This is a genomic window from Amycolatopsis ultiminotia, assembly GCF_039536925.1.
In the GTDB taxonomy this organism is placed as follows: Bacteria; Actinomycetota; Actinomycetes; order Mycobacteriales; family Pseudonocardiaceae; genus Amycolatopsis; species Amycolatopsis ultiminotia.
In genome coordinates this window covers 210,407-230,145 of the sequence record NZ_BAAAZN010000011.1, presented here as the reverse complement: position 1 = coordinate 230,145, position 19,739 = coordinate 210,407, and the positions used below count along the sequence as shown (strand labels likewise).

21 protein-coding genes and 1 pseudogene are annotated in these 19,739 nt (G+C 66.4%); 7 read left to right on the top strand and 15 right to left on the bottom strand.

Annotated features, from left to right (window positions below; translation table 11 throughout):
* Positions 1-39 precede the first annotated feature (39 nt).
* Entirely contained in the window at positions 40-741 is a 702-nt protein-coding gene (locus tag ABD793_RS25130; protein WP_344864124.1) for a GNAT family N-acetyltransferase, read from the bottom strand.
* A 476-nt stretch (positions 742-1,217) separates the two neighbouring features.
* On the opposite strand from ABD793_RS25130, the gene ABD793_RS25125 reads away from it, so the two are divergent.
* A complete protein-coding gene (locus ABD793_RS25125) occupies positions 1,218-2,279 on the top strand; it encodes an endonuclease domain-containing protein (RefSeq protein WP_344864122.1) in 1,062 nt (353 codons plus the stop codon).
* On the opposite strand, the gene ABD793_RS42790 is transcribed toward ABD793_RS25125, so the two are convergent.
* The 8 genes and pseudogenes from ABD793_RS42790 to ABD793_RS25095 form a co-directional block, all read right to left on the bottom strand.
* Entirely contained in the window at positions 2,222-2,578 is a 357-nt protein-coding gene (locus ABD793_RS42790; RefSeq protein WP_425548771.1) for a transposase, read from the bottom strand. The two genes, ABD793_RS25125 and ABD793_RS42790, sit on opposite strands and share 58 nt — an antisense overlap.
* Before the next feature lie 241 nt (positions 2,579-2,819).
* Complete coding sequence (locus tag ABD793_RS25120; RefSeq protein WP_344864120.1) at positions 2,820-3,104, bottom strand: hypothetical protein; 285 nt, start codon at positions 3,102-3,104, stop codon at positions 2,820-2,822.
* A gap of 35 nt (positions 3,105-3,139) precedes the next feature.
* Positions 3,140-3,862 (bottom strand): transposase, encoded by a 723-nt coding sequence (locus ABD793_RS25115; RefSeq protein WP_344864118.1) that lies wholly within the window; start codon positions 3,860-3,862, stop codon positions 3,140-3,142.
* Between the two features lie 100 nt (positions 3,863-3,962).
* Positions 3,963-4,154: pseudogene (locus ABD793_RS42785) on the bottom strand (transposase); the annotation flags it as partial.
* Between the two features lie 269 nt (positions 4,155-4,423).
* Positions 4,424-5,551, bottom strand: a complete 1,128-nt coding sequence (locus tag ABD793_RS25110) for a hypothetical protein (protein WP_344864117.1) — start codon at positions 5,549-5,551, stop codon at positions 4,424-4,426.
* A complete protein-coding gene (locus ABD793_RS25105; RefSeq protein WP_344864115.1) occupies positions 5,548-6,318 on the bottom strand; it encodes a hypothetical protein in 771 nt (256 codons plus the stop codon). Before ABD793_RS25105 ends, ABD793_RS25110 begins: the two co-directional genes overlap by 4 nt.
* An 85-nt stretch (positions 6,319-6,403) precedes the next feature.
* The gene (locus tag ABD793_RS25100; RefSeq protein ID WP_344864113.1) at positions 6,404-7,723 is read right to left on the bottom strand and encodes a putative T7SS-secreted protein; all 1,320 of its coding nucleotides are present in this window, start codon (positions 7,721-7,723) and stop codon (positions 6,404-6,406) included.
* Entirely contained in the window at positions 7,716-8,015 is a 300-nt protein-coding gene (locus ABD793_RS25095) for a hypothetical protein (RefSeq protein WP_344864111.1), read from the bottom strand. Before ABD793_RS25095 ends, ABD793_RS25100 begins: the two co-directional genes overlap by 8 nt.
* A 32-nt stretch (positions 8,016-8,047) precedes the next feature.
* Here ABD793_RS25095 and ABD793_RS25090 point away from each other — a divergent pair, with 32 nt between their 5' ends.
* Positions 8,048-8,188, top strand: a complete 141-nt coding sequence (locus ABD793_RS25090; protein ID WP_344864109.1) for a hypothetical protein — start codon at positions 8,048-8,050, stop codon at positions 8,186-8,188.
* 587 nt (positions 8,189-8,775) lie between these two features.
* On the opposite strand, the gene ABD793_RS25085 is transcribed toward ABD793_RS25090, so the two are convergent.
* The gene (locus tag ABD793_RS25085) at positions 8,776-9,555 is read right to left on the bottom strand and encodes a transposase family protein (protein ID WP_344864263.1); all 780 of its coding nucleotides are present in this window, start codon (positions 9,553-9,555) and stop codon (positions 8,776-8,778) included.
* Between the two features lie 413 nt (positions 9,556-9,968).
* Between ABD793_RS25085 and ABD793_RS42780 the strand changes: the two genes are divergently transcribed.
* On the top strand, positions 9,969-10,487 hold the full coding sequence (locus ABD793_RS42780) for a Mu transposase domain-containing protein (RefSeq protein ID WP_425548764.1): 519 nt from the start codon (positions 9,969-9,971) through the stop codon (positions 10,485-10,487).
* Position 10,488: 1 nt separating this feature from the next.
* Complete coding sequence (gene istB / locus ABD793_RS25075; RefSeq protein ID WP_344864105.1) at positions 10,489-11,307, top strand: IS21-like element helper ATPase IstB; 819 nt, start codon at positions 10,489-10,491, stop codon at positions 11,305-11,307.
* 468 nt (positions 11,308-11,775) lie between these two features.
* Here istB and ABD793_RS25070 read toward each other — a convergent pair whose 3' ends face one another.
* Positions 11,776-13,215, bottom strand: coding sequence for an MFS transporter (locus ABD793_RS25070; RefSeq protein ID WP_344864103.1), 1,440 nt, complete (start codon positions 13,213-13,215; stop codon positions 11,776-11,778).
* A gap of 69 nt (positions 13,216-13,284) precedes the next feature.
* On the opposite strand from ABD793_RS25070, the gene ABD793_RS25065 reads away from it, so the two are divergent.
* Entirely contained in the window at positions 13,285-13,944 is a 660-nt protein-coding gene (locus ABD793_RS25065; protein WP_344864101.1) for a TetR/AcrR family transcriptional regulator, read from the top strand.
* Positions 13,945-14,840: 896 nt separating this feature from the next.
* Entirely contained in the window at positions 14,841-15,212 is a 372-nt protein-coding gene (locus ABD793_RS25060) for a hypothetical protein (protein ID WP_344864099.1), read from the top strand.
* A gap of 222 nt (positions 15,213-15,434) precedes the next feature.
* Here ABD793_RS25060 and ABD793_RS25055 read toward each other — a convergent pair whose 3' ends face one another.
* The 3 genes from ABD793_RS25055 to ABD793_RS25045 form a co-directional block, all read right to left on the bottom strand.
* Complete coding sequence (locus tag ABD793_RS25055; RefSeq protein WP_344864097.1) at positions 15,435-16,073, bottom strand: hypothetical protein; 639 nt, start codon at positions 16,071-16,073, stop codon at positions 15,435-15,437.
* The gene (locus ABD793_RS25050; protein WP_344864095.1) at positions 16,070-17,905 is read right to left on the bottom strand and encodes a type IV secretory system conjugative DNA transfer family protein; all 1,836 of its coding nucleotides are present in this window, start codon (positions 17,903-17,905) and stop codon (positions 16,070-16,072) included. The genes ABD793_RS25055 and ABD793_RS25050 overlap by 4 nt, the downstream gene beginning before the upstream one ends.
* Positions 17,906-18,199: 294 nt before the next feature.
* Positions 18,200-18,850, bottom strand: a complete 651-nt coding sequence (locus ABD793_RS25045; RefSeq protein WP_344864093.1) for a C40 family peptidase — start codon at positions 18,848-18,850, stop codon at positions 18,200-18,202.
* Positions 18,851-18,903: 53 nt separating this feature from the next.
* On the opposite strand from ABD793_RS25045, the gene ABD793_RS25040 reads away from it, so the two are divergent.
* Positions 18,904-19,212, top strand: a complete 309-nt coding sequence (locus tag ABD793_RS25040) for a hypothetical protein (protein ID WP_344864091.1) — start codon at positions 18,904-18,906, stop codon at positions 19,210-19,212.
* Positions 19,213-19,354: 142 nt separating this feature from the next.
* Here ABD793_RS25040 and ABD793_RS25035 read toward each other — a convergent pair whose 3' ends face one another.
* Positions 19,355-19,738 (bottom strand): hypothetical protein, encoded by a 384-nt coding sequence (locus ABD793_RS25035; RefSeq protein ID WP_344864088.1) that lies wholly within the window; start codon positions 19,736-19,738, stop codon positions 19,355-19,357.
* Position 19,739: the final 1 nt, after the last annotated feature.

Genomic DNA, 19,739 nt, shown 5'->3' with positions numbered 1-19,739 from the left:
CCCACGACCTGATCATCTCTCCTGGTTCAGGTCTCCACGCTACGAGGGGAAGCCCGGTGCCCGGCAAGCACCCAGGAACGCGGCGCCTGCGCGGGTGTATGGCTCCTCGACGCTGGTGACCGGGAACCGCGACCTTGCCTCTGCCAGCAGCCGCCGCGCGATCCCGCGGCGTTGCCATGCGGTCGCAGTCCAGATGTGGCCTACCGACTCGTAGGCGCCGTCCTCATCGCGGTCGTATACCACCACGAACCCGGCCAGACGGCCACTGAAGTACCACGGGCCGTCCTCATCCTCGCCGCCGCTCGCCGATACCGGGGCCAACATCACCAGCCACACGCCGGCCTCACCTGGCGGGAAGTCCCATTTGCACGCTCGCTTGTACACCAAGCCCGCCCGAGCCAGAGCGCTATCGCGCCAAGAGCCGTTCGAGCCTTCGCATGCGTCCGTGCCTAGCTGAACATCGTCGAAGTCATGCACGCCGTTGTCAAGATCGATGCCTGACATGACCAGGTCCCAGTCGCCATCTAGCCGCGGTGCCTGCCATGAAACAGGCGGGCCGAGTTGCCCGGAGGTCGCGAGATCCGCCCTGTCGATCAGGAACTGAAACTGTGAGAGCACGTCGGGGAAGGAAGTTTCCTCTTCGGCGGTGACCGCGTGTGGGGCGAGGGCTGCCAGCGCTTTGTATGCAGCCCGGTACGCATTCTCGATCTCGGGTGTCCTCGGAAACTCGTAGTCGGTCATCAGGCGCTCTCATTCCCTTCGTGCCGACGCTGCAGTCGACGCCAACATCAACCAAGCCAGCCGAACTGAGGCATCGGATCCCGACGCTACCGTCTGATACAGGTGACTGTGCCTCAGGACCAAACCTGGCCGACCGCGACCTGGGACCGCGCTGACGATGTCCTCACCGCCAGAACAGCGGCAAGGACGTTCACGTCGCCGCGGAACAGCTCGCCGGTACCACGCAGGGTCTGATGCTCGGTCGCGACAACCCGCCGCTCGCGCACCTTCGGATCATGCGACGGCGTCGCGAACGATCCGCACGGCGTGCTCGGCCAGCTCGACCGCGTGCTGGCCGAGGAAGCCAGCCGGGCTCCTCGACGAGACCCGTAGTGGCTGCCCGTCGGCGACGTCGGTTGCGCGGCATCGAGGAGTGGCCGGAGCAGCGCCGGGACGCGCTGTTGTAGCGGTTCACGCTCACCCTGGACTACGACGGGGTGGACGACTACGTCCGCACCAGCACACACCTGTCCTGCCTGAACGCGGACTGGAAGCCCCCCGAAGGGCTGATGACGACCGTGCTCGGCGACGACGGCCGCTACCACCTCTTTCGCGAGGATGCGGTGCTGTGCACCGAGATGTACTACGGCGACGAAGTCCACGCTGTGATGGGCCGGAATCCCCGAGCGGCCAGAAACCCCGACGCCGACGCGCGCGCCGCACTGGGGAAACAGCTGGTCGCGCAGGCGAACCAGCTCCAACAGCGTTTCGCGGCCGAAGATCGTGCTCGCCACGATGGCCGCATCCCCCACGAGCGCCAGTGCGATTGGTGGACTGACGGCATCGTCTACCGCATGTTCGCACCCAACGACGAACAACGGCGTGCTCCTCGCGAACACCATCGAGTCTGGTGGACGGTGGGCCTGCGGAACGACCCGGTCGACCCGAGCACCGTGTCGCCTGCCCGCCGGTGCGCGTTCATCGGCGGCCGGAGTATCTGGCCGCGCTACACCGGGGACGACCGCCTCGGCCGGATCCGCCAACGCCTGATCGACCACGCCGGCCCGATGTGCCACGCCTGCGGCCGGACCATCGGCATCATCGTCGACCACGACCACTTCACCGGGATGTGCCGCGGCCTGGTGTGCTGGAACTGCAACGTCTGGATCGACGAGTGTCCGCACCTCGACGGTTGCCCCCGCGCGGACTACCTCAACAACCCGCCCACCCGGGACCTGCACATGCGCTACCCATTCGCGCACCGCGACCGGGAACACCACCGCGCCCGGATCGAGTACCTCGGCATCGGCCCCCTTCCGGCTGTGTCCGCGCTGCTTCTCCGGCTTGACCGGGCACGGACAAATGGCCCAATAAGGGCAGAGACTTCGGTGAGTCCCCGGCCTGCCCCGCGGTCAGCAGCACCACCAGCGGACGGCCGTCGCCGTCGACGAGTTCATGAATCCGGGTCGACGGCCCGCCGCATGAGCGGCCCAGCGCATGGTCAGGCGACTCGATCCGAGGATTCGTGTAATTCGACGAAGCCCCCGTGGCGCGGGTGATGTTGGTGGCGTGCTGATGCGCGCGGGCAATGGTGGGATCGACCGAGATGGCCCAGTCGATCTCGCGCGCAGCGTCGCCCGTCGCGAGCAACCGCCGCAGCACCACATGCCAGATGGCCTCGCGGGCCAGCCTCCGGTGCCGGGTCCAGAGCGACTGCCACGGACCAAAAAACAGGCGGCACATCCCGCCACGCTAGCCCGCACGCATACTGGCAGATCATCCCCTCGACCATCTCCCGCGCATCCGAAAACGGCCGACCCGGCTTGCCCGCCTGCACCGGCAACAAGCCCTCGATCAACGCCCACTGCTGTCCTTTGCCAGTTGATCTGATCCATTGAACAGGCTCCGAGCTGCGGTGGCTCAGGTTGGGTGTCAATGACGGCTCCCGGTGTCTGCCACTTGAGTTGAGCCAAGCAGGTGTTTGCGGGGTGACGTCTCTGGTCCCTGGATAGCGCGAAGCCGGGGTCCCGATTCCATCGGGCGCGTTCCCCGGCTCACTTCCGACCGTGTCCGCGGGGACCGATCAGCGATGACGCAGTCTATCGCCTGGGCTGGCCTTCGACGTGGTGGTTTGCTCGTTGGAGCAGGTAGGAGCGCCTGATGTGGTCGACCCAGGTGGCCAGAGGGTCGTAGCCCCAGGGCTGGTATGCGATCTTGAGGCGTCTGCTGGCTTCGTCGTATAAGCGTTGCTCGGCGCTGTTGGGCGCCCAGTTGGGCGGTTCGTCGTGGTTGACGAGAGTGCGTCGCCAGTACTCGGATGCCAGGAGACCGGCGAGGGTGACGACTTCCGGGTAGTTGGTGACGTCGAGTTCGATCGAGTTCATGAGGATGCGTTCGTATCGGCGTGCGAGCCCGGCCTTCAGCCTGCGGTCCCGGTGTTCGGGCCAGTCGCGGCGTTCGGTCCAGCGCCGGACGACTCGGTCGGCGGCGTCATAAGCATGGTTGGCGAGGTCGGTGCCGTGCCGGCGGACCAGACGGTCATGGGCTCGTTGCGCGGCGACGACGTCGGGAGGTCACTGAGGCCGAACTGCTCTTCGGGGCTGTGGATGTCGCCGACCCAGAGTCGGTGGCGCAGGCAGACGTTGATGTGCCAGGGGCGGCAGACGACGACGCGCTCGAACACGCCTCGGTGAGCCATGCAACGTCGGCAGACGGTGCCCGAATGCCCGCTCACCTGGTCCTCGGCCAGCAGGCCGCGAATCCGCTGCAACAAGATCGGCAACGGCCAGCCGCTGGCGGCGGCCACCCACTCGGGCCGCAGAGGTTTCTCGGGTGCCCCGGCCAGATAGCGCGTCAGATCGAAGACGCTGATGTGGTTCGCCGTGGCCAGCCGCCAGACGATGCGGTGGGTCAGTCGTGGGTGCAGCCGGTCCCAGGCCCGGATCAGCGCCGGTCCGTAGAGCCGGGTCGTGGTGTCGACGGTGACATCCGGCTCGCTCCAGGTACCCGGGTCACCGAAGGCGAATTCGTCGCCGTGGCGGCGGGGCCTGCCCACCGTGTCGGGCGGTTGCGGACCGACCGGGCGGTGCAGGACCCGATCGGTGCGCATCCGCACCAGCACGGTGATCGGAAGATCGGCCAAGACGTGCGCCAGAGGGGGGCCGTCGTAGCAGGATCCGCTGTGAGCAGGTGTGTGCCTCAGGCCGCACCGAGCAGGTGACATCCACCGCCAGCACCAGCTGCCCGTCCGCCGCCCGTGGCAGCGACACCGCGGTCAGCGCGGTGCGCAACCGGCTGATGTCCACCCGGCCTCGGGCCAGCCCGGCATAGCCGCTGCCATGCCCTCGGCGGTGCTCACCTGTCAGGGACAGCTCCGCGACCGACCGTACTTGCCCGTCCGCGCACAACGCCGGATCGATCAGCTCGAACAACACGTCCGCCCGCCGGGTAAGACAGTCGTAGAACTCCTGCCGCAACGCCGACAGCTCCCTGGCCGCATCGGCGTCCACGGCTGGTGCACACTGATCAGCTGAAGCCCTTGGTTCGATCTTCCATCCGTCGCAAGAGGAATGATCGACCAAGGGCTTCACTCATGATCAACCAGAGTCTCACCCGGCCACTCAAGGGTTAAAACTAAAGCTAGGCCCGGACTTCCCCCGCCAGCTCGAAATAATCCGAAAGCGGCATCGCCTTGCGTGCTGGGTCAGCCACCGGGGATCGGGTGGGGGTAGCGCTTGAGGACGTGTGCTGCGCGGGGTGGCGAGGGCCAGAGGACGATGTGGTAGCTGTCGTGGCCGTCGAGTCCGTCCGGGGTGAGGGTGTCGAAGCCGCGGTAGTGGATGCGGGCGGCATAGTCGCCGGGTGGAACCTGGATGCGGGGTATTTCGGGGCGGTGGTCGAACATCGACACCAGCAGCCGTCCGGTATTGGTGTGCAGGCCGGCTTCGGTGATGTGGTCCCACGTATCCGGGTCCTGTCCGGCTGGTTCGGTGGTGCGGACCTCGACGGTGACGGGGACGGTCATCGCGCGGACAGTGCCGATCCCGATGGCGCCGGGCGCGGTCGCGATCAGGTCGTGGATGAGCGCGTCGGTCCAGGCTGGTCCCGGATTGATTCTGGCGTTCTCGTCCTGGACGAGGAAACTGTTGTAGTCGGCGAACACATCCAGCTCGGCATACGCGATCCGGTCGTGCTCGGAGGGCTCGGGGGTCATGGTGATATGAGTTCCGGTGTCCAGGGTGTGCAGGTTCCGCGCGATGGGACCACGGATTCGCATGCAGGCATCCGCGGGCTTGGCGGTCAGATTCGCCGGCTCGTAGGTTCCGCCGAGGGTGAAGAACTGCCAGGGGATGAGTCTCTGGTCGTGGTGCAGGGGGCCGTGGGTGTCTTGCCAGGCGGTGGCGAACCCGTAGCAGCCGTGCACGTCCGGGTCGGCCAGCAGCCACGCGGCCCAGTCCTCCAGGCTGTCACCCAACGGTGTCCGGGTGCCGGTTTCCGGGTCGAACGTGACCACCCGCCGGCGGTCTTCAATCGCGTACTGCGTCCCGAACAGGTCTTGGCCGAAGCAAAACAACCCATCGGCCAGTCCCTGATAGGTGTCCTTCCACAAGTCGGTGGAGTTCCACGCCTGGATCTCGGGGCCGTCGCCGGGCTCACCGGCCCGGAACACCTGCACCCCGGCATTGAACGCGAAAAACCCGTTACACCGGCTCAGCACTGCACCCAGCTCGGCCAGCGGGCCGGTTGCTGTGTCGAACTCGACCGGCCGCGGTTGCCCGGCAGGCCCCCTCGAGCGTGCCAGCAGCGCCTCAATCGGACTGGGTGTGGTCACCGAGCCAGTCCGGGAATCTGCGAGAGGTCCACGCGGGCCAGCCCGGCCGCGTGCAATTCGCTGGTGAACGCCGGGTGCAGCTCGGGGCGCATCACCACCGTGATCGGAAGAACGTTCCAGACCTTGAGCGGATGCCACAGTGGAAGCGCACGGATCAGGATGTCGGTGGCCAGACCGACCTCACCGTCAGCGACCAACCGCGCGGCCATCCAGTAGGCAACCGGCCAGCGGGGAGGCTGGTGACCGGTCCCCTCGAGCAACCGCCGGGCGATCGAGTATTTCCCCTTGTTGAAAGAGGCGACCCACAAGCGGGTGCGCTCCGCGTCGGACAAATCTGCGGCGTCGCGTGCGGCCATCGCCTGTTCGCGGGGCGTAAACGGGCGGTCCGGGCGAGACACCGCGCCGAGGAGCAAGCTATACGCAGCATGATCGCTGAGGCTCTCAGCAATCTGCACCAGACGTGTCCCGAGCAGACTCTCCGGGGCCAGGTACTCCGCGGCTTTCCGCAATAGCGGTACCGGGTCTTCATCGCTGCGGATCGCGGACCACAGAAGCACATCAGGCAGCGGCGTGTCGTTACCTGCCAGGCCCGCCGAGCCACGGCCAAAATCGGCGATGGTGGCCATCGCCAGATCGCGGGCCTCCCCGGCCTGCTCCTGCCAGACCAGAATCTCCGCCGCCGCCAGCGCCGCCGGCCAGATCAGGTCAGGCTCCCGGTCACGGCGCGTGGCGATCTCGCGCAGTCGTTGCAGCGTTTCCTCCGACATCAGTAACTGATACCCGCCTTTCCCTCCCGGCGCCGGCCGGTGAAGGCAGCATCCGGTCTTGTTGCACACCGCATGTCAGCCGACGCTACCCGGCTACGATATGGACCTTGTCCCCAGCTTCCAGCTTCTGCGCACCGATCTGATGACGCATGGACGAGCCAGATCCACGATTGTCGGAGCTGTCGATGTATTGCACTGACGATCCCGCACCGCCTTCGCGCATCATCGCTGGCGGATACTCGTCCCGATCAAGGTTCTCCGCACCGCGTGAGGGAATATCACCCAGAGATTCGCGACGCCTCGACGCGGCGTCGGCTGGATCGAAAGTCACCTCCGATGGCAGCGGTTTGCGCCCCTCCTGTGCCTCGTCACCACGCCAGATGAGGCCGGACTGGGCGTCCTTGACATGCTCAGCCGACTCGGGATAGCGGTCTTCGTCCACAATGACGTAATCCGGGCTGTCGGCCTCCAAGTCAACCGGTTCGGTGTGCGAGGGCGGATCCTCTGCCCCGAGTGACTCGGCGACATCGTCGGCAGCGCCGCGGATGTCGGCGGCGCGTTCGTCGCCCCACTTCCACGCTGCATCACCCGCAGTATGGGTCGAGGAAGTGACAGTGTCGGCGGCGCTGTCAGTCGCCTGCTCGACTGCGTGCCCGTCGAGTCCGACACCGTCCAGAACCGCGCCGGCAACGTTGCCGGCACCGTCGACTACCCGGCCCGCCAGCCACCCCGCGCCCTCGGTGACTGCGCCGGCGGTGTTGGTGGCGAAGTCGACAACGTCGGCGGCGACGGTCATGCCATAGTGCGCGACGTTGCCGGGTATGTCACCGATCGCCTCGGCAATTTCCCCGAACAGGGTCGGCTCAGCGGGTGCAGACTCCTGGGCCCTGTCCACCACCGCGACTGCTCGATCTCCCGCGGACACGAGCTGGCTGCGCGCCGCGTCGAGAACCCGCTGCGCTTCATCCCGCCCGGCCTGGCCCGGGTCCTGAAACGACGGCACCTCACCCTCGGGTGTGCCATCCGCGGCCGCCTGCTGAGCAGCCTGATCATACTGTGCGCGCGCCTGCTGGGTGGCGCGCTGACCGCGGTCCCACATCTGGATAGCCCGCGCTGCCTCGCCCTGTGCCCACTCCAACGTTCCCGCATAGCCGTTGATCGCCTCCGCCGCCGAATGGAAAGCTTCGCCGCACGAGACCCACCGGGCAGGTTCCCCATCGAAGAACTCATGGAATTTGTCCGCCGCCGCTCCGGTCCACCCTCCCGTGTCCAGACGCTTCAGCCCATCACCGATCCGCAGCACATCAGCCCCATAAGTGACCAGATGCTCAGTCGACTTCCGAATCTCCCTCGGCTCACCTGGAACCAGATCTTTCGGGTTCCCGCTCTCCCCCAGCTCAGCCACCGCCAAGGCCTCCGAGATCCCCCACCGCCGCCTGATCCGCCTCGATGTACATCCCCGCCGCGTTGATGAGCCGCTTCGCCAGCCCGTCACCATCCTTGGTGAGGTTCTCCACACCAACCTGCCACCGGCTGCAGAACGACCCGTACGCATCCGCAAGGCCCCCATGTCCCACGAACACACGATCACAGTCGATGTCCTCGACCTTCAGCTCCTTCAACTCGGCCAGCAGATCAGCCAAGCCCAACCCGGCATCCTTCAACGCATCCACGTCAACAGTAAAACCGTCAGCCACGGATCCCTCCTCTCACGCAGCGTCATCGTCTCATGACTCCGAGGGCGCTGTCGCGTTTTCCCGACCAACTGTCAAGAGTTGGCACCCAGGTTGTGGCGACCGGCCAGGCGACGCACATCGTGCTGGAGTACTCCCCGGTGTATCCCCTGGTACTGCGCTTCCTGGCCGAGTGACGCGGCTTCACCGTCTCCGAGTTCGAGCATTCCTTCGCTGCGATCTGCACGCCTGGATCCACGGCCGCGACGACCTCCGAGTGTCACGGGCGGCCCCGCTCGCCGCAATCGGCCGGCAGGCGACCGGTTCGTAACCCGGCGACAGAGCAAGGAATCCCAATTCCGCCCTGGACAAAGCAGCAAGGCCATCGCCAACACCACCTTGAGTTTCAGCTCGGCGTGCTTGCGTTCGCACGCCTCACCAGACCACCAGCGCGACGAAACCCGTGCCCATCCGGGCCGGGCCGCTGCGACACGTCCTTCGGCACGCCGACAGGCCTGGACGCAAGGTGGTGGTCCCAATCTGAAAGGGCCAACGAGAGAAAGACACTCTTGTCTGAGGTACAGCACTAACCGCAACAGCGGCTGGCGAATGGTCTCGGAACCCGCGAACAGCCACCACCGTCGCACGGTCGCCCGCTGTCTCGAAATTCGTCCAGCACAAGACTACGAAGGAACTCTCGCCCGATTGTGAACCCATCTTCGATGGACAACCCTAAGGGCTGTCTCGTAACTGATGCTGTGGTTGGCGGGGCTTGGTGTTGTGGTCAGTCGGTGAGGAGGATGTTGTGCAGGTTCGCGATTCCGGACACCGTGTCGCCGAGGGTGCTGGCGGCGCGGCGGTAGTCGCGCAGAATCTTGAAGTTCTTCATCCGGGACAGAACGTGCTCGACGCGGGCGCGGATCGTGCGGTGGGTGGCGTTGAGGTCTTCCTTCCAGTCCGGGAGGTCGCTGCCGTCACGGGGTCGGCGGTACGGCATGACGACCTCGGGATTGCCTTGGTAGCCGCCGTCGGCCATGACTGGTTGGTCGGCGAGGTGTTCGGCGATGCCGGAGTCGCGGTAGACGGTGCAATCGTTGCGGCTGCCTGGTTGCGGGTCACCGGTGGCGATCACCAACCGGGTCTCGGCATCGATCGCCACCTGCACGTTGCTGGAATAGCGGTAGTTCTTCGACGGCGTCGCCAGCCGGTGGTCCCGCGTCGGGACCAGGGTTCCGTCCACAATCGCCACCGCATCCACCCGACGTTTGCGGACCGGTGCCAGGGCAAGCAACGGACCGATCGTGTCGATCACCCGGTGCGCGGCGGAATGCGACACCCCGAACAGCGGCCCGATCTGGCGCATCGTCAGGTTCGTCCGCCAATAGGTCGCCACCAGCAGCACCCGATCTGCCAGCGGCAACGCCCACTGCCGGCCTGGGCGGCCGTCGGCGATCTCGTCCCCGCCGCGCTTCGCGACCAGTCGCACGAGTTTGCGGAACTGGCCCGGTTCCAGCCCGGTGAACGGGGCGATCCACTCCGGCCGCGACGCTGTGATCACCTGCACCACACCAACATGATCGACTATCGGCCACGCCGGCCCGGTACCGGGTTACGAGACATCCCTTAGTGCGATTTGTGGTTTCCGCCGGTGGATATCCCGCTGGGGTTCGGTCAGGTCGGGCGCCCGCCGGTGTTGGTGCTGGTCAGTGGGTATTCGCGGGTGATAACCGCGGTCATGTTGCCCTCGCGGCGGGCGGAGGATGTGCTGGCTGGGCATTGGCGGTTGTTGTCGGGGTGGGGTCGGGTCCCGAAGGCTCTGGTGTGGGACAACGAGGCAGCGGTCGGTGCCTGGCGTGGTGGGAAACCCCAGCTGACCGAGGCGATGGCGGGTTTCGTGGCAGTCTCGGTATCAAGGTGATCCAGTGTCGCCCGCGGGATCCTGAAGCTAAGGGCCTCGTCGAGCGGGCGAATGGTTATTTGGAGACCTCGTTCCTGCCCGGACGGGCCTTCAGCAGCCCAGCGGATTTCAACGCGCAGCTGGGCGAGTGGCTGGTCCGAGCGAATCAGCGTCAGCACCGGAGGCTGGGATGCCGTCCGCTGGATCGGTGGGTTGGGGATCGATACGCGATGCTCGAATTGCCGCCGGTAGCTCCGGTGACCGGTTGGCGACGCGCGATCCGGTTGCCTCGGGATCACTACATTCACTTCGACGGTAGTGATTATTCGGTCCATCCGTGCGCGATCGGCCGTCGAGTGCAGATCAGCGCCGACCTCGACCAGGTGAGGGCGACCTGCGATGGCACCGAGATTGCTCGGCATGCGCGGTGTTGGGCCAAACACCAAAGCCTCACCAATTCTGCTCACACCGAAGCGGCAGCGCGGCTGCGAGCCATCTACCGCCAGCCTCGCGTGGCGCCGGCGCAGACCGCGGTCGAATACCGCAACTTGACCGACTACGACCGGTTATTCGGTCTGACCGAGGAGGACATCGCCTGACATGGTAACGAAAACGACCAGAATCAAGAGCACCACTGGCGGTAGTGGGCGCAACGTGGCCAGCGAGCTGGCCTATCTCACCCGCACGCTCAAAGCACCATCACTGGCCGCAGCCATCGAACGGCTCACCGAACGTGCCCGCACTGAAGACTGGTCGTATGAGGAATTCCTCGCAGCCTGCCTGCAACGCGAAGTCGCCGCCCGCGAAGCTCACGGCGGCGAAAGCCGTATCCGCGCTGCACGGTTTCTCGCCCGCAAATCCTTGGAGGACTTCGACTTCGAACACCAGCGTTCAGTGCAACGCGAACTCATCGCTCACCTCGGCGCCTTGGACTTCATCGCCGCTCGTGAGAACGCGGTCTTGCTCGGGCCACCCGGTACCGGCAAGACACACCTATCCGTGGGACTCGGGATCCGGGCCTGTCAAGCCGGACACCGGGTCGCCTTCGCGACCGCCGCCGAGTGGGTCGCCCGACTGGCCGAGGCCCACCACACCGGCACCCTCCAACAGGAACTGATCAAGCTCGGCCGCATCCCGCTAATCGTGGTCGACGAGGTTGGCTACATCCCCTTCGAAGCCGAAGCGGCGAATCTGTTCTTCCAACTCATCTCCTCCCGATATGAACGGGCCAGCACCATCGTCACCAGCAACAAACCCTTCGGCCGATGGGGAGAAGTCTTCGGCGACGACGTCGTCGCTGCCGCCATGATCGACCGCCTCGTTCACCACGCCGAAGTCATCTGCATGAAAGGAGACAGCTACCGCCTCAAAAACCGCGACCTCGGTCGCATCCCCGCAGCCACCAAAACCGAAGACTAAACCCCCAGGGGTCACAATCCACCCGCAAATCCGCGCAACATTCAACCGGAATTGACAGCCGGGCGCGTTCTTCGACGCGATTCGCCGGCACGAATGGGACTGCGGCTTGCTCGCCAGCGTCGCGTTCTACCCCGACAATTTCCCCAATCCCGAGAAACGCCTGCCATGCGGGGCTGGCCGGGCACGCCATGGCGCAGGTCGAGCAGCCGGGGAACCTCGACCGCTGGCCCAGCCTATGCTCGCCTGCTCACCACCATCCAGATGCGCTGCCGCCTGTGTGTCGGAGACACTCGCCTTCGACTGCGTGGTGCGCGACGGCGCTCCCTACCTGTATTTCTCTGCACCAAACAAGCCGAACACTCAATCCTCACGTGTCAAATCCTTGCCACCACAGGCGACGCTGGGCCGGCAACCTCACCACGATCTGATCACGACAACAACCGTTACGAGGTTAAGTCAGTGCGCTGGTCAGGGCATATCGAGGTCGGTTGCGTGAGGCCGGATGGCGAGGCGTTCGCCGTTTCGAGTCGCTGCTGCCTGCGCCCATCGACTGGTCGAGACCAAGCCGAGCAGGAATGCGAGGGTTCCACAGCTTCCTAGAACAATCCAGGCGGCTTGGCTTGCGGGGGTGAAACTGGCGTCGGTACTGGTCACGATTGAACCGGTGACGGCGACGCCGACCGCGATGCCGAACTGCCGGCCGCTGGAGGCGAGCGCACCAGCGACCCCGGCTTGCTCGGCGGGCAGTCCGGAGACTGCGGTGTTGGTGATGGGCGGGGCGACCAGGCCCGCGCCAAAGCCGAAGACGGCGTAGGTGGCCAGGAGGTAAACGACCGGGGTGCGGTTGGTCAGTGGGAGGAGCAGGAAGGCGCCGATCGCCAGCAGTGCACCGCCCAGGACCAGAGGCAGCCGGGCACCTCGGGAGCCGATCAGACGCCCGGAGAAGTTGGCGGAGACACCTTGGGCCAGGGCCAGAGGGATGATCACCAGGCCCGCTCGCAGTGGGCTGTCATGGCGGATGTCTTGAAGGTAGAGGGTGTTGAGGAACAGGAACCCGCCTAAGCTTGCGGAAATGGCCAGGGCGATCGTGTTCGCCCCCGCAAACGGCGGGCTGCGAAAGAATCGAGGGTCGATCAGTGGCTCCCGTCGCCGGGACTCCACAATGATCACGGCGAGCATAACCACGGCGGCGAGCACGTACAGCCCGATGATGAACGGCGAGCCCCAGCCGGCGCGGGGTCCCTCGATCGTCGCGGTGATGATCGAGGCGAACAGGACGATGATCAGCACCTGTCCGGGAGGGTCGTAGGCGCGGGCCCGGTGTGATTTGGACTCCGGGATGAACCACTGGGTCAGTGCGATGGCGGCGAGGCCGATCGGGACGTTGACCCAAAAGACGGACCGCCAACTGAGGGCGCTGACCAGGATACCGCCAAGGATAGGGCCGGCGGCGATGGTGACACCAATGGCTGAGCCCCACACGCCGACCGCCCAGGCACGTTCCCGGCGGTCGGTGAACACGCTCACGATGATCGACATGGCGACGGGGTTGAGCATGGAGCCACCGACGGCCTGGAGGGCGCGGAAGCCGATCAGCCATCCCACGCTGGGTGCCAGGCCGCACAGCAGCGAACTGAGCGAGAACAACGCTAGCCCGATCTGGAACACCCGCTTGCGGCCGAAGCGATCGGCCAGCGAGCCGGCGAGCACCAGCAGGCACGCGATCACGAGGGTGTAGGCGTCGATGGTCCATTGCAGGCTGCTCACGGAGGCATGCAGGCTCGTGGCGATCGAGGGCAGCGCCACATTGACAATGGTGATGTCGACGCCAGTCACGCAGACGCTGAGACAGCACACGGCCAGGACAAGTCGACGTCGGACCGGGCGAGCAGGGGGCGAGTGATCCATCGTCGCTCCTTCAGGAGACAAAGCGGGTGGCAGATCCAGCGATGCTCGCTGCCGGCCCGCTTGGGTGTTATGGGTGGCGGGGTGTGGAACGTACGGGTAGCGTTGGCCTGGAAACGGAGAGGGTACCCAGTTGACATTACCGGAGAGGATCCCCACTTGTCGAAGACGCCCAGAGCGCCCGGTCAAGCGTCCGCCACACGGGCTGACGCCGTTCGCAATCGCGAACGGATCATGCACGCCGCCCGGGAGGCTTTTGCCGACCCCAAAGCGGAGGTGTCGATGGCCGAGATCGCCCGACGATCCGGCGTCGGCTCGGCGACCCTCTACCGTAACTTCGCAACCCGCCGCGACCTGCTGGAAGCACTGCTCGTCGACGAGGTCGAGTTGGTGTGTACCGCGGCGTCGACGATCGACGCGGACACCACCGGCGCACGGCTGACTGCCTGGCTGCACAGGTTTTTCCAGTACGTCACCAATAAACGCCCAGTCGCCGTGGAGCTGCTCCAGCACACCGATCGGGACAGTCCCGTCTTCGGCGCCAGCCGCGACCGAGTACTCGCCGCCGGCGAACCTCTATTGCGCGCTGCCCGAGACGCCCAGGACGTTCGAGCGGATGTCAGCCTGGACCAGATCCTCGACATGATCGTCGCCATCGCCAAGATCCCCGGCCGCCCTGACTATCGCCAGCCGATCCTCGACACGGCACTTGCCGGGCTACGTCATGTCTAGCAGCCGTGTGCAGGCTCGTCGCGTTCGTTAGCGGCACTGCCGTAGTCCGGAGGAGGACGTATGGAACCTCATCGGAACCGGCCGCTGGACATGGGTGGTCACGAAGGGGGCCGCCGTCATCGTCGAGTTCAACAGTCTGTGATCACCGCGTCCAGCCGCCCGGAGGCACAAGCATGTGACAGACATCAGACCAACTCACCATACGCGCTTCCGGCTTGCATCGCGGGCCCGCGCGTAGCCGTGATGGTGCCCGCTCATCACCCCTGAACGAGCGGGACCACCCTCGGGCTCAGCCGGAGGAGGTCACCACGGGCATCACGAGATCAACATGCCGAGTGATAGTGCCGTGACGCAGAAGGTCGACGAGGGGCAGATTCAGCCGGTCGTAGCATGTGATCCTGGCTCAGTGGGTGAGGATGCCTGTCGTGCGGAGAATGCGGACGTTGGCTGATCGAGGAGGAGATCTCTTGTAGTCTGGCGGAATCGTTGAACTACCAGGACGTCGTTGCACTGATCGGGCGTGACGCGTCGACCGTGCCCCGGGGAGCCCGTCACGGAGGCCGGGAGAGCTACCGTACCGCGATCTCCGATCGGGATAGAGTCGCATGACGGGGCGCGGCCGAAACCGCAAGCAGTGGATGCCCGGCCGGGTCTACGGACGCTGTTGACCCGAATGCTGAAGAAGGGGTGGCCACCCGGCTCGATTGCGGAGCGGCGGGGACGCTGAAGCGAGTGTCACACGAGGCCATCTGCCAGTGGGCATGCGCCCAACCCGTCGCGACCCTGCGGGCGGAGTTGATCCGCCTGCGGACCGGCCGCACCCGCCGGTCGAGCTACGACCGGCTCCGGCGCCCCGGATCCGCGAACCGCATCATCACGACAAGCGACCCGCGGCGGTGGAGGGGCGCGCCGTAGCTGGCCACGGGGAGAGGGATCTCGCGATCGGTAAGGGCGGCAAGACCGCGGTCGCCGCGCTGGTCGAGCGTACCAGCCGGTTCCTCATCGTCATCCCGCTAACCGGCCGGGTCTCAGACGGTGCCGAGGCGATCATGTCCACCGTCAACCCCCTCCGCCGTCGGTCAAACGGTCACCGACGTGGGACAGCGGCGCGGAAATGGCTCTACACAACGACATCACCGCAACCAGTCTGCCCCGATTCTTCGCCCACCCACTCAACCTGGGAACGGGGCGGCAACGACGACTCCAACCGCATCGTCCACGATTACGTCCCCAAGGGCCTGGAGATCATCAGTGACCCCACCACCTGACCGCAGTCGCCGCCGCGATCAACGATCGACCCGTAAGATCCAAGTCTCGAAGAAGCCCAGCGAATTCTCCACCGAACTACTCGAAGCGGGTGTTTCCACCACCTGAGCCCGCCCAAGCGGGGATTTCTCGCGGTTGAACAGCCCAGGCTATTATCCGATCTCTCTCAAGCCGGTCCACGAGATCGTGCCACGTCTGCACGCAGTTCCTGGCGAGTTGCACCACTATTTCCCGCCGATGACCTGGGACCGCGTCAACCGCGAATTCTCATCGACGACTCCCGCGGTTTCGGTTGTGTAGCGGTCGTGGAGGTTGGTTGTGCCGATCGGTTTGTGGATGGCGGTGAGGCAGTGGGGGTGGGTCCATTCGGTGGCGAGGCGGTGGGCGAAGCCTGGTCTCCAGCGGTCGTGCCAATTCTGGGCGTCACGGACGTTGGCGTGCTTTCCGAGGTGGGCCTCCCGCCAGGTGTAGGTGAGGGTGGCGAGCTCGGCCAGCAGGCCGGGGTGGTCAAGCCAGCAGTCGGGTATGGCTACGGCGCGGCTGCCGGGGCGTCCGGTGTAGACCTGGTTGTAGTACTGGACGAAGTGGGCGATGGTGAATAGCGGGGTCTCGCTCTCGTGTTCGGGGTCTTCCGCCGCGGGCGGGGCGGGGAAGGCGAGCCAGCGTGCGGTGCGGCGGGGGTCGGTCTCGTCGTGGGCTTCGAGGCTGCTGAGTCGTTCGTGGAGTTGGTCGAGGCGAGCGGTGTGTGCTTGGGCTGCTGACCAGAGGCGTTCGACGATCGCGGTGATCTCTGCCGGTGTGCGGTGTGGGTCCTCGTACCGGTCGTCGCGCGGCGGTTGCGGAATGTCGTCGGAGGTAGTCATGCGCGGTCCCGGTGGACGTCGAGCTCGGGGCGGGCGGTGCCGTTGCGGATGGCCGTGACGTCGGCGTCGAGTTGTGCCCAGTCCGGTCGTTCGGTGACGTCGATCGTGCGGCCGAGAACGGGTTTGAGGTTGCCGTGCAGGATCAGCACGCGCCCGCGGTCGAGGGTGCGGAGGTCTCCGGGGCGGTAGGTGGGGACGTCTTCGCTGCCGATCGAGCCGCGGCCGCCGCTGAGCAGGCCGTCGGCGTGGTGCTGGTAGGTCCGGCGGCGGTGTTGGCCGCTGATTGTGGACAGCCATTCCAGGGTGTGGTCGTCCTTGATTCCGGGGAAGACCGACAGCGTCAGGGTGTTGTCGATGAGTGTTTTTCGCCCGTGTTCGCCGTAGAGCTCGTCGAGTTGCCCGCGGGACTGAGCGGACCAGTGAATGGGGCCGCCGCGGCCGGCGATGTCCGAGATGAATCCGGGCAGTCCCGGCACCGGGGTGCCTTCGTAGATTTCGTCGAGGATCGTGGTCACCGGGGGCGTGTTGCGGCGGTGTTCCTGCTGCAGCGCGCGTTCCTGAACGCGGCGCAGGAATTCTTCGACGAAGGCGGAGAGCACCGGCCGGGCTTGGGGTGCTTGGTGCTGGCCGGCGATGACGAAGATGCTGCCGCCGCTGTCGAGCAGCGTGTCGATGTCGAACGGATCGTCGCCGGTGGGCGTGCACAGTCGCCGGACGTCGGGGTTCATGAACGGCTCCAGTGCGCGCCGGACGCTCATCCACACAGCGTCGGCGGTCTCCGCGACCATCCCGGTTTCGGATCGCAGGTTGTAGGCCAGTTGCGGAAATTCTCGTTGCAGAAGTTCGGCGGGCTCCTGGTCTGCGGGTTTCGTCAGGGCCCAGGTGATGACATCGTCCAGGCTCCGGTGGTACCGCGCGGCGGCCAAGAGGTACGCCTGCAGCACAATCCGGGCACGGCCGCGGAACACTTTGTCGTTGCCGCCGATCTCTTCCATGCCGAGTACTGAGGTTTCGATCAGTGTTTCTGCGCGGCGCAGCGCCACTGCCGCCTCGTCGCAGCCGGCGAGCGGGTTCCACCGGATCTGCCGGGGCCAGGCAACGGTGCCGGTCATGTCCAGCAGCCACGCAATGCCACCGTGCGGTCGGCGGGAGCGTGCGAGGAGGCACCATTCCGCCAGGTCGTCTTTGGTGGTCGAGGCTAGGAGGGCGCCGGGGGCGGCCAGGGCTTTGTGGACGAGGTCGGTGCGGGACTTCCCGGAGCGGGTGGGTGCGATCGTGCCGGTCGGGGTTTCCAGCGAGACCACGAGTGTCTCCTTGTGCGGGCCCCGTGGTAGTGGGGTCGAGATCTGGGTCAGCGCCGCGTGGCGTCGTTCGGCCGGGGCGAGGTCCGGCCGGGTCCACACAGCGGTACGGCGCACGGCGCGCGGGGTCAGGGTGTGTCGGATCTGGCGGCGGCTGGCATGGCCCGGTTCGGTGGGAGCAACCCGGCGCCACACCGGCACGGACACGCCGACGGTCAGGCTGGCCACGACCAGGACGACGGCGGTGAAGTAGGCGTAGAAGGCGAGTTCGCGACCGGAGACGCCGTGCTGCCACGGATTGGTCAGGGCGTGGGCAGGACTGTCGGGATGGGTCACGATCTGTCCTGCGAGCGCGAAGGCGCGCGCCGGCGGTGGCCAGGCCCACACCCCTGTGGCGAACCCGGTCGTCAAGGTAGCGGCTGCGGTCAGCGCCAGCGCGAGCAGACAGACAACGAGAACGGCGGCGATCAGGAGCGCGACGAGCACGACGTCGCGATCGGCGCTGGCCGGTTCGGTCCGGTGGCGGGCCATGGGGCAGTCCCTCCTGTACGGGGAGGGCTCGAGCCATGAGTCATGGCGCTCGGTTCCCTCCCGGTGCTCGGGAGGGCTGTACGGCTACTGCGTCTGCGCCGCGACCCGCGATCACGTGGTCAAGAAGATCGTTGGGGATCACTGCGTGCGGTCGTCGTGCGTCGATTACCTCGCACACACCGAAGGGACCCGGATCCGGTGGTTGTCGTCGATGACCGCTGGCGGCCACCGCTATCGCCGTCGGCTCGGGCCGCACGCGGCCTCGGCGTGACTTCTTCGCCAGGATGTGCTCGCTCACCGGCCGCCTCCTCGCGGTGGGGCGGGCACTGCCGGTTCGACGACGCGGCGGATCTTGACGATTCTGGTGGACCAGTCCGCGACGCGCTCGAGGATGACGCCGTGGTGTTCGTCGTAGGCGTCGACGATCAAGTCCGCGCCGATGTACATGCCGACGTGCCGGGGTGTGGTGGCGCTGCCGAAAGCTCCGGGGATGAACAGCAGGTCGCCGGGCTGGGCTTGGGACAGACCGGCGACCGCGTGGCCGGCCTGTCCTTGGGCCACGGTGCCAGCTGGGATGCCGACACCAGCCGCTGCCCACGCTGCCAGCATGAGGCCTGAGCAGTCGTAGTCGTCGGGTCCCTTGCCGCCCCAGACGTAGCGTTTTCCCAGCTGCGCCGCAGCGAACTGGACTGCGGCCTTCTGCTGGGGGTCAGCCGGCCACGGGAAGTCTTCCGGAAGCCGGCCGGGTTGTTGCTGTTGTCCGGGCTCCAGCGGCAGGTCGGATTTTCCGTTGTCGGGGCAGGATGCAGCTGCGTCGATGCTCGGCGGCGTGCCGCCGTCAGAGGGTGGGGCCGGGTTGTCCGGACCCGCCCGCAGGGTGGCGACGATGCTCTCAGCTTGGGCTTCGCGAGGCGCATACCGGTCGGGGAACCCGCTTCGCTGCACTGCCTGTTCTGCCTCGCCCGGCGGCAGTGTCTCCCAGCGGGGATGGTGAGGAGGTGGTCGAGGAAGGTGTTGGTCGCGTGCGCGGGGTTGAGGATCTCAGCGGGTGTGCCCCAGCCTTGGGAAGGGCGTTGCTGGAACACCCCCAGGGAGTCACGGTCACCGTGATCGAGGTTGCGCAACCCGGATTCGACCAACCCTGCGGCGATCGCGATGACGGCCGCGCGGCGTGGCAGGTGCCGTTGGCGGACGGCGGCGGCGATGGTGCGGGCAATACTGGTGGCGTCTTCGTCGAGTGTCTCGTGGGCGATTCGGCCGGTGCCCTCTCCCGATCCTCCAGCGCACCCGAGAAGGGCGATTCCTGACCCGGGTTGAGCGGCGGAGACGATCGCAGTGACAAACACGAAACCGCCCAACAGCATCGCCACGATGGCGGCTACCACAACACTCTTCCGGGCCAGGTTCGACGAGTTCATCGTCCCTGCTGTCTGTTCCGGCCGGGCATGATCAGTACCCGAGCCCCTGGCCGAACTCGTCGCCGTGGTTCAGCACCTCGTCGTCCAGCTCCGCCTGGTACTCCTCGATGACGGCAGCGTGCTGCTCGGTATAGCGGTCCAGAGCGGCGGACCGCTCGTCCTCGTCGATCGCTTCCGGCCGGACCATCACGGCAACAGCCGGGTGGGCCAGGTAGTAGTCGCGCTCGTCGACTCCGAGTTCGAAGCTCTTCTCCGCCACAGCCTCGCGGTAGGCTGCGTAGCCGCGCCTGGCGACGTCGTCGGTGGCGGCTTCCCGCGCCGCAGCAGGTGCCTGCGGAATCGTCGCGTTGTCCCACACCGCGCTCTCCGCCGCCAATCCAGCTTCCCGGATGCGGTCGAAACGTTCGTCGTTCATC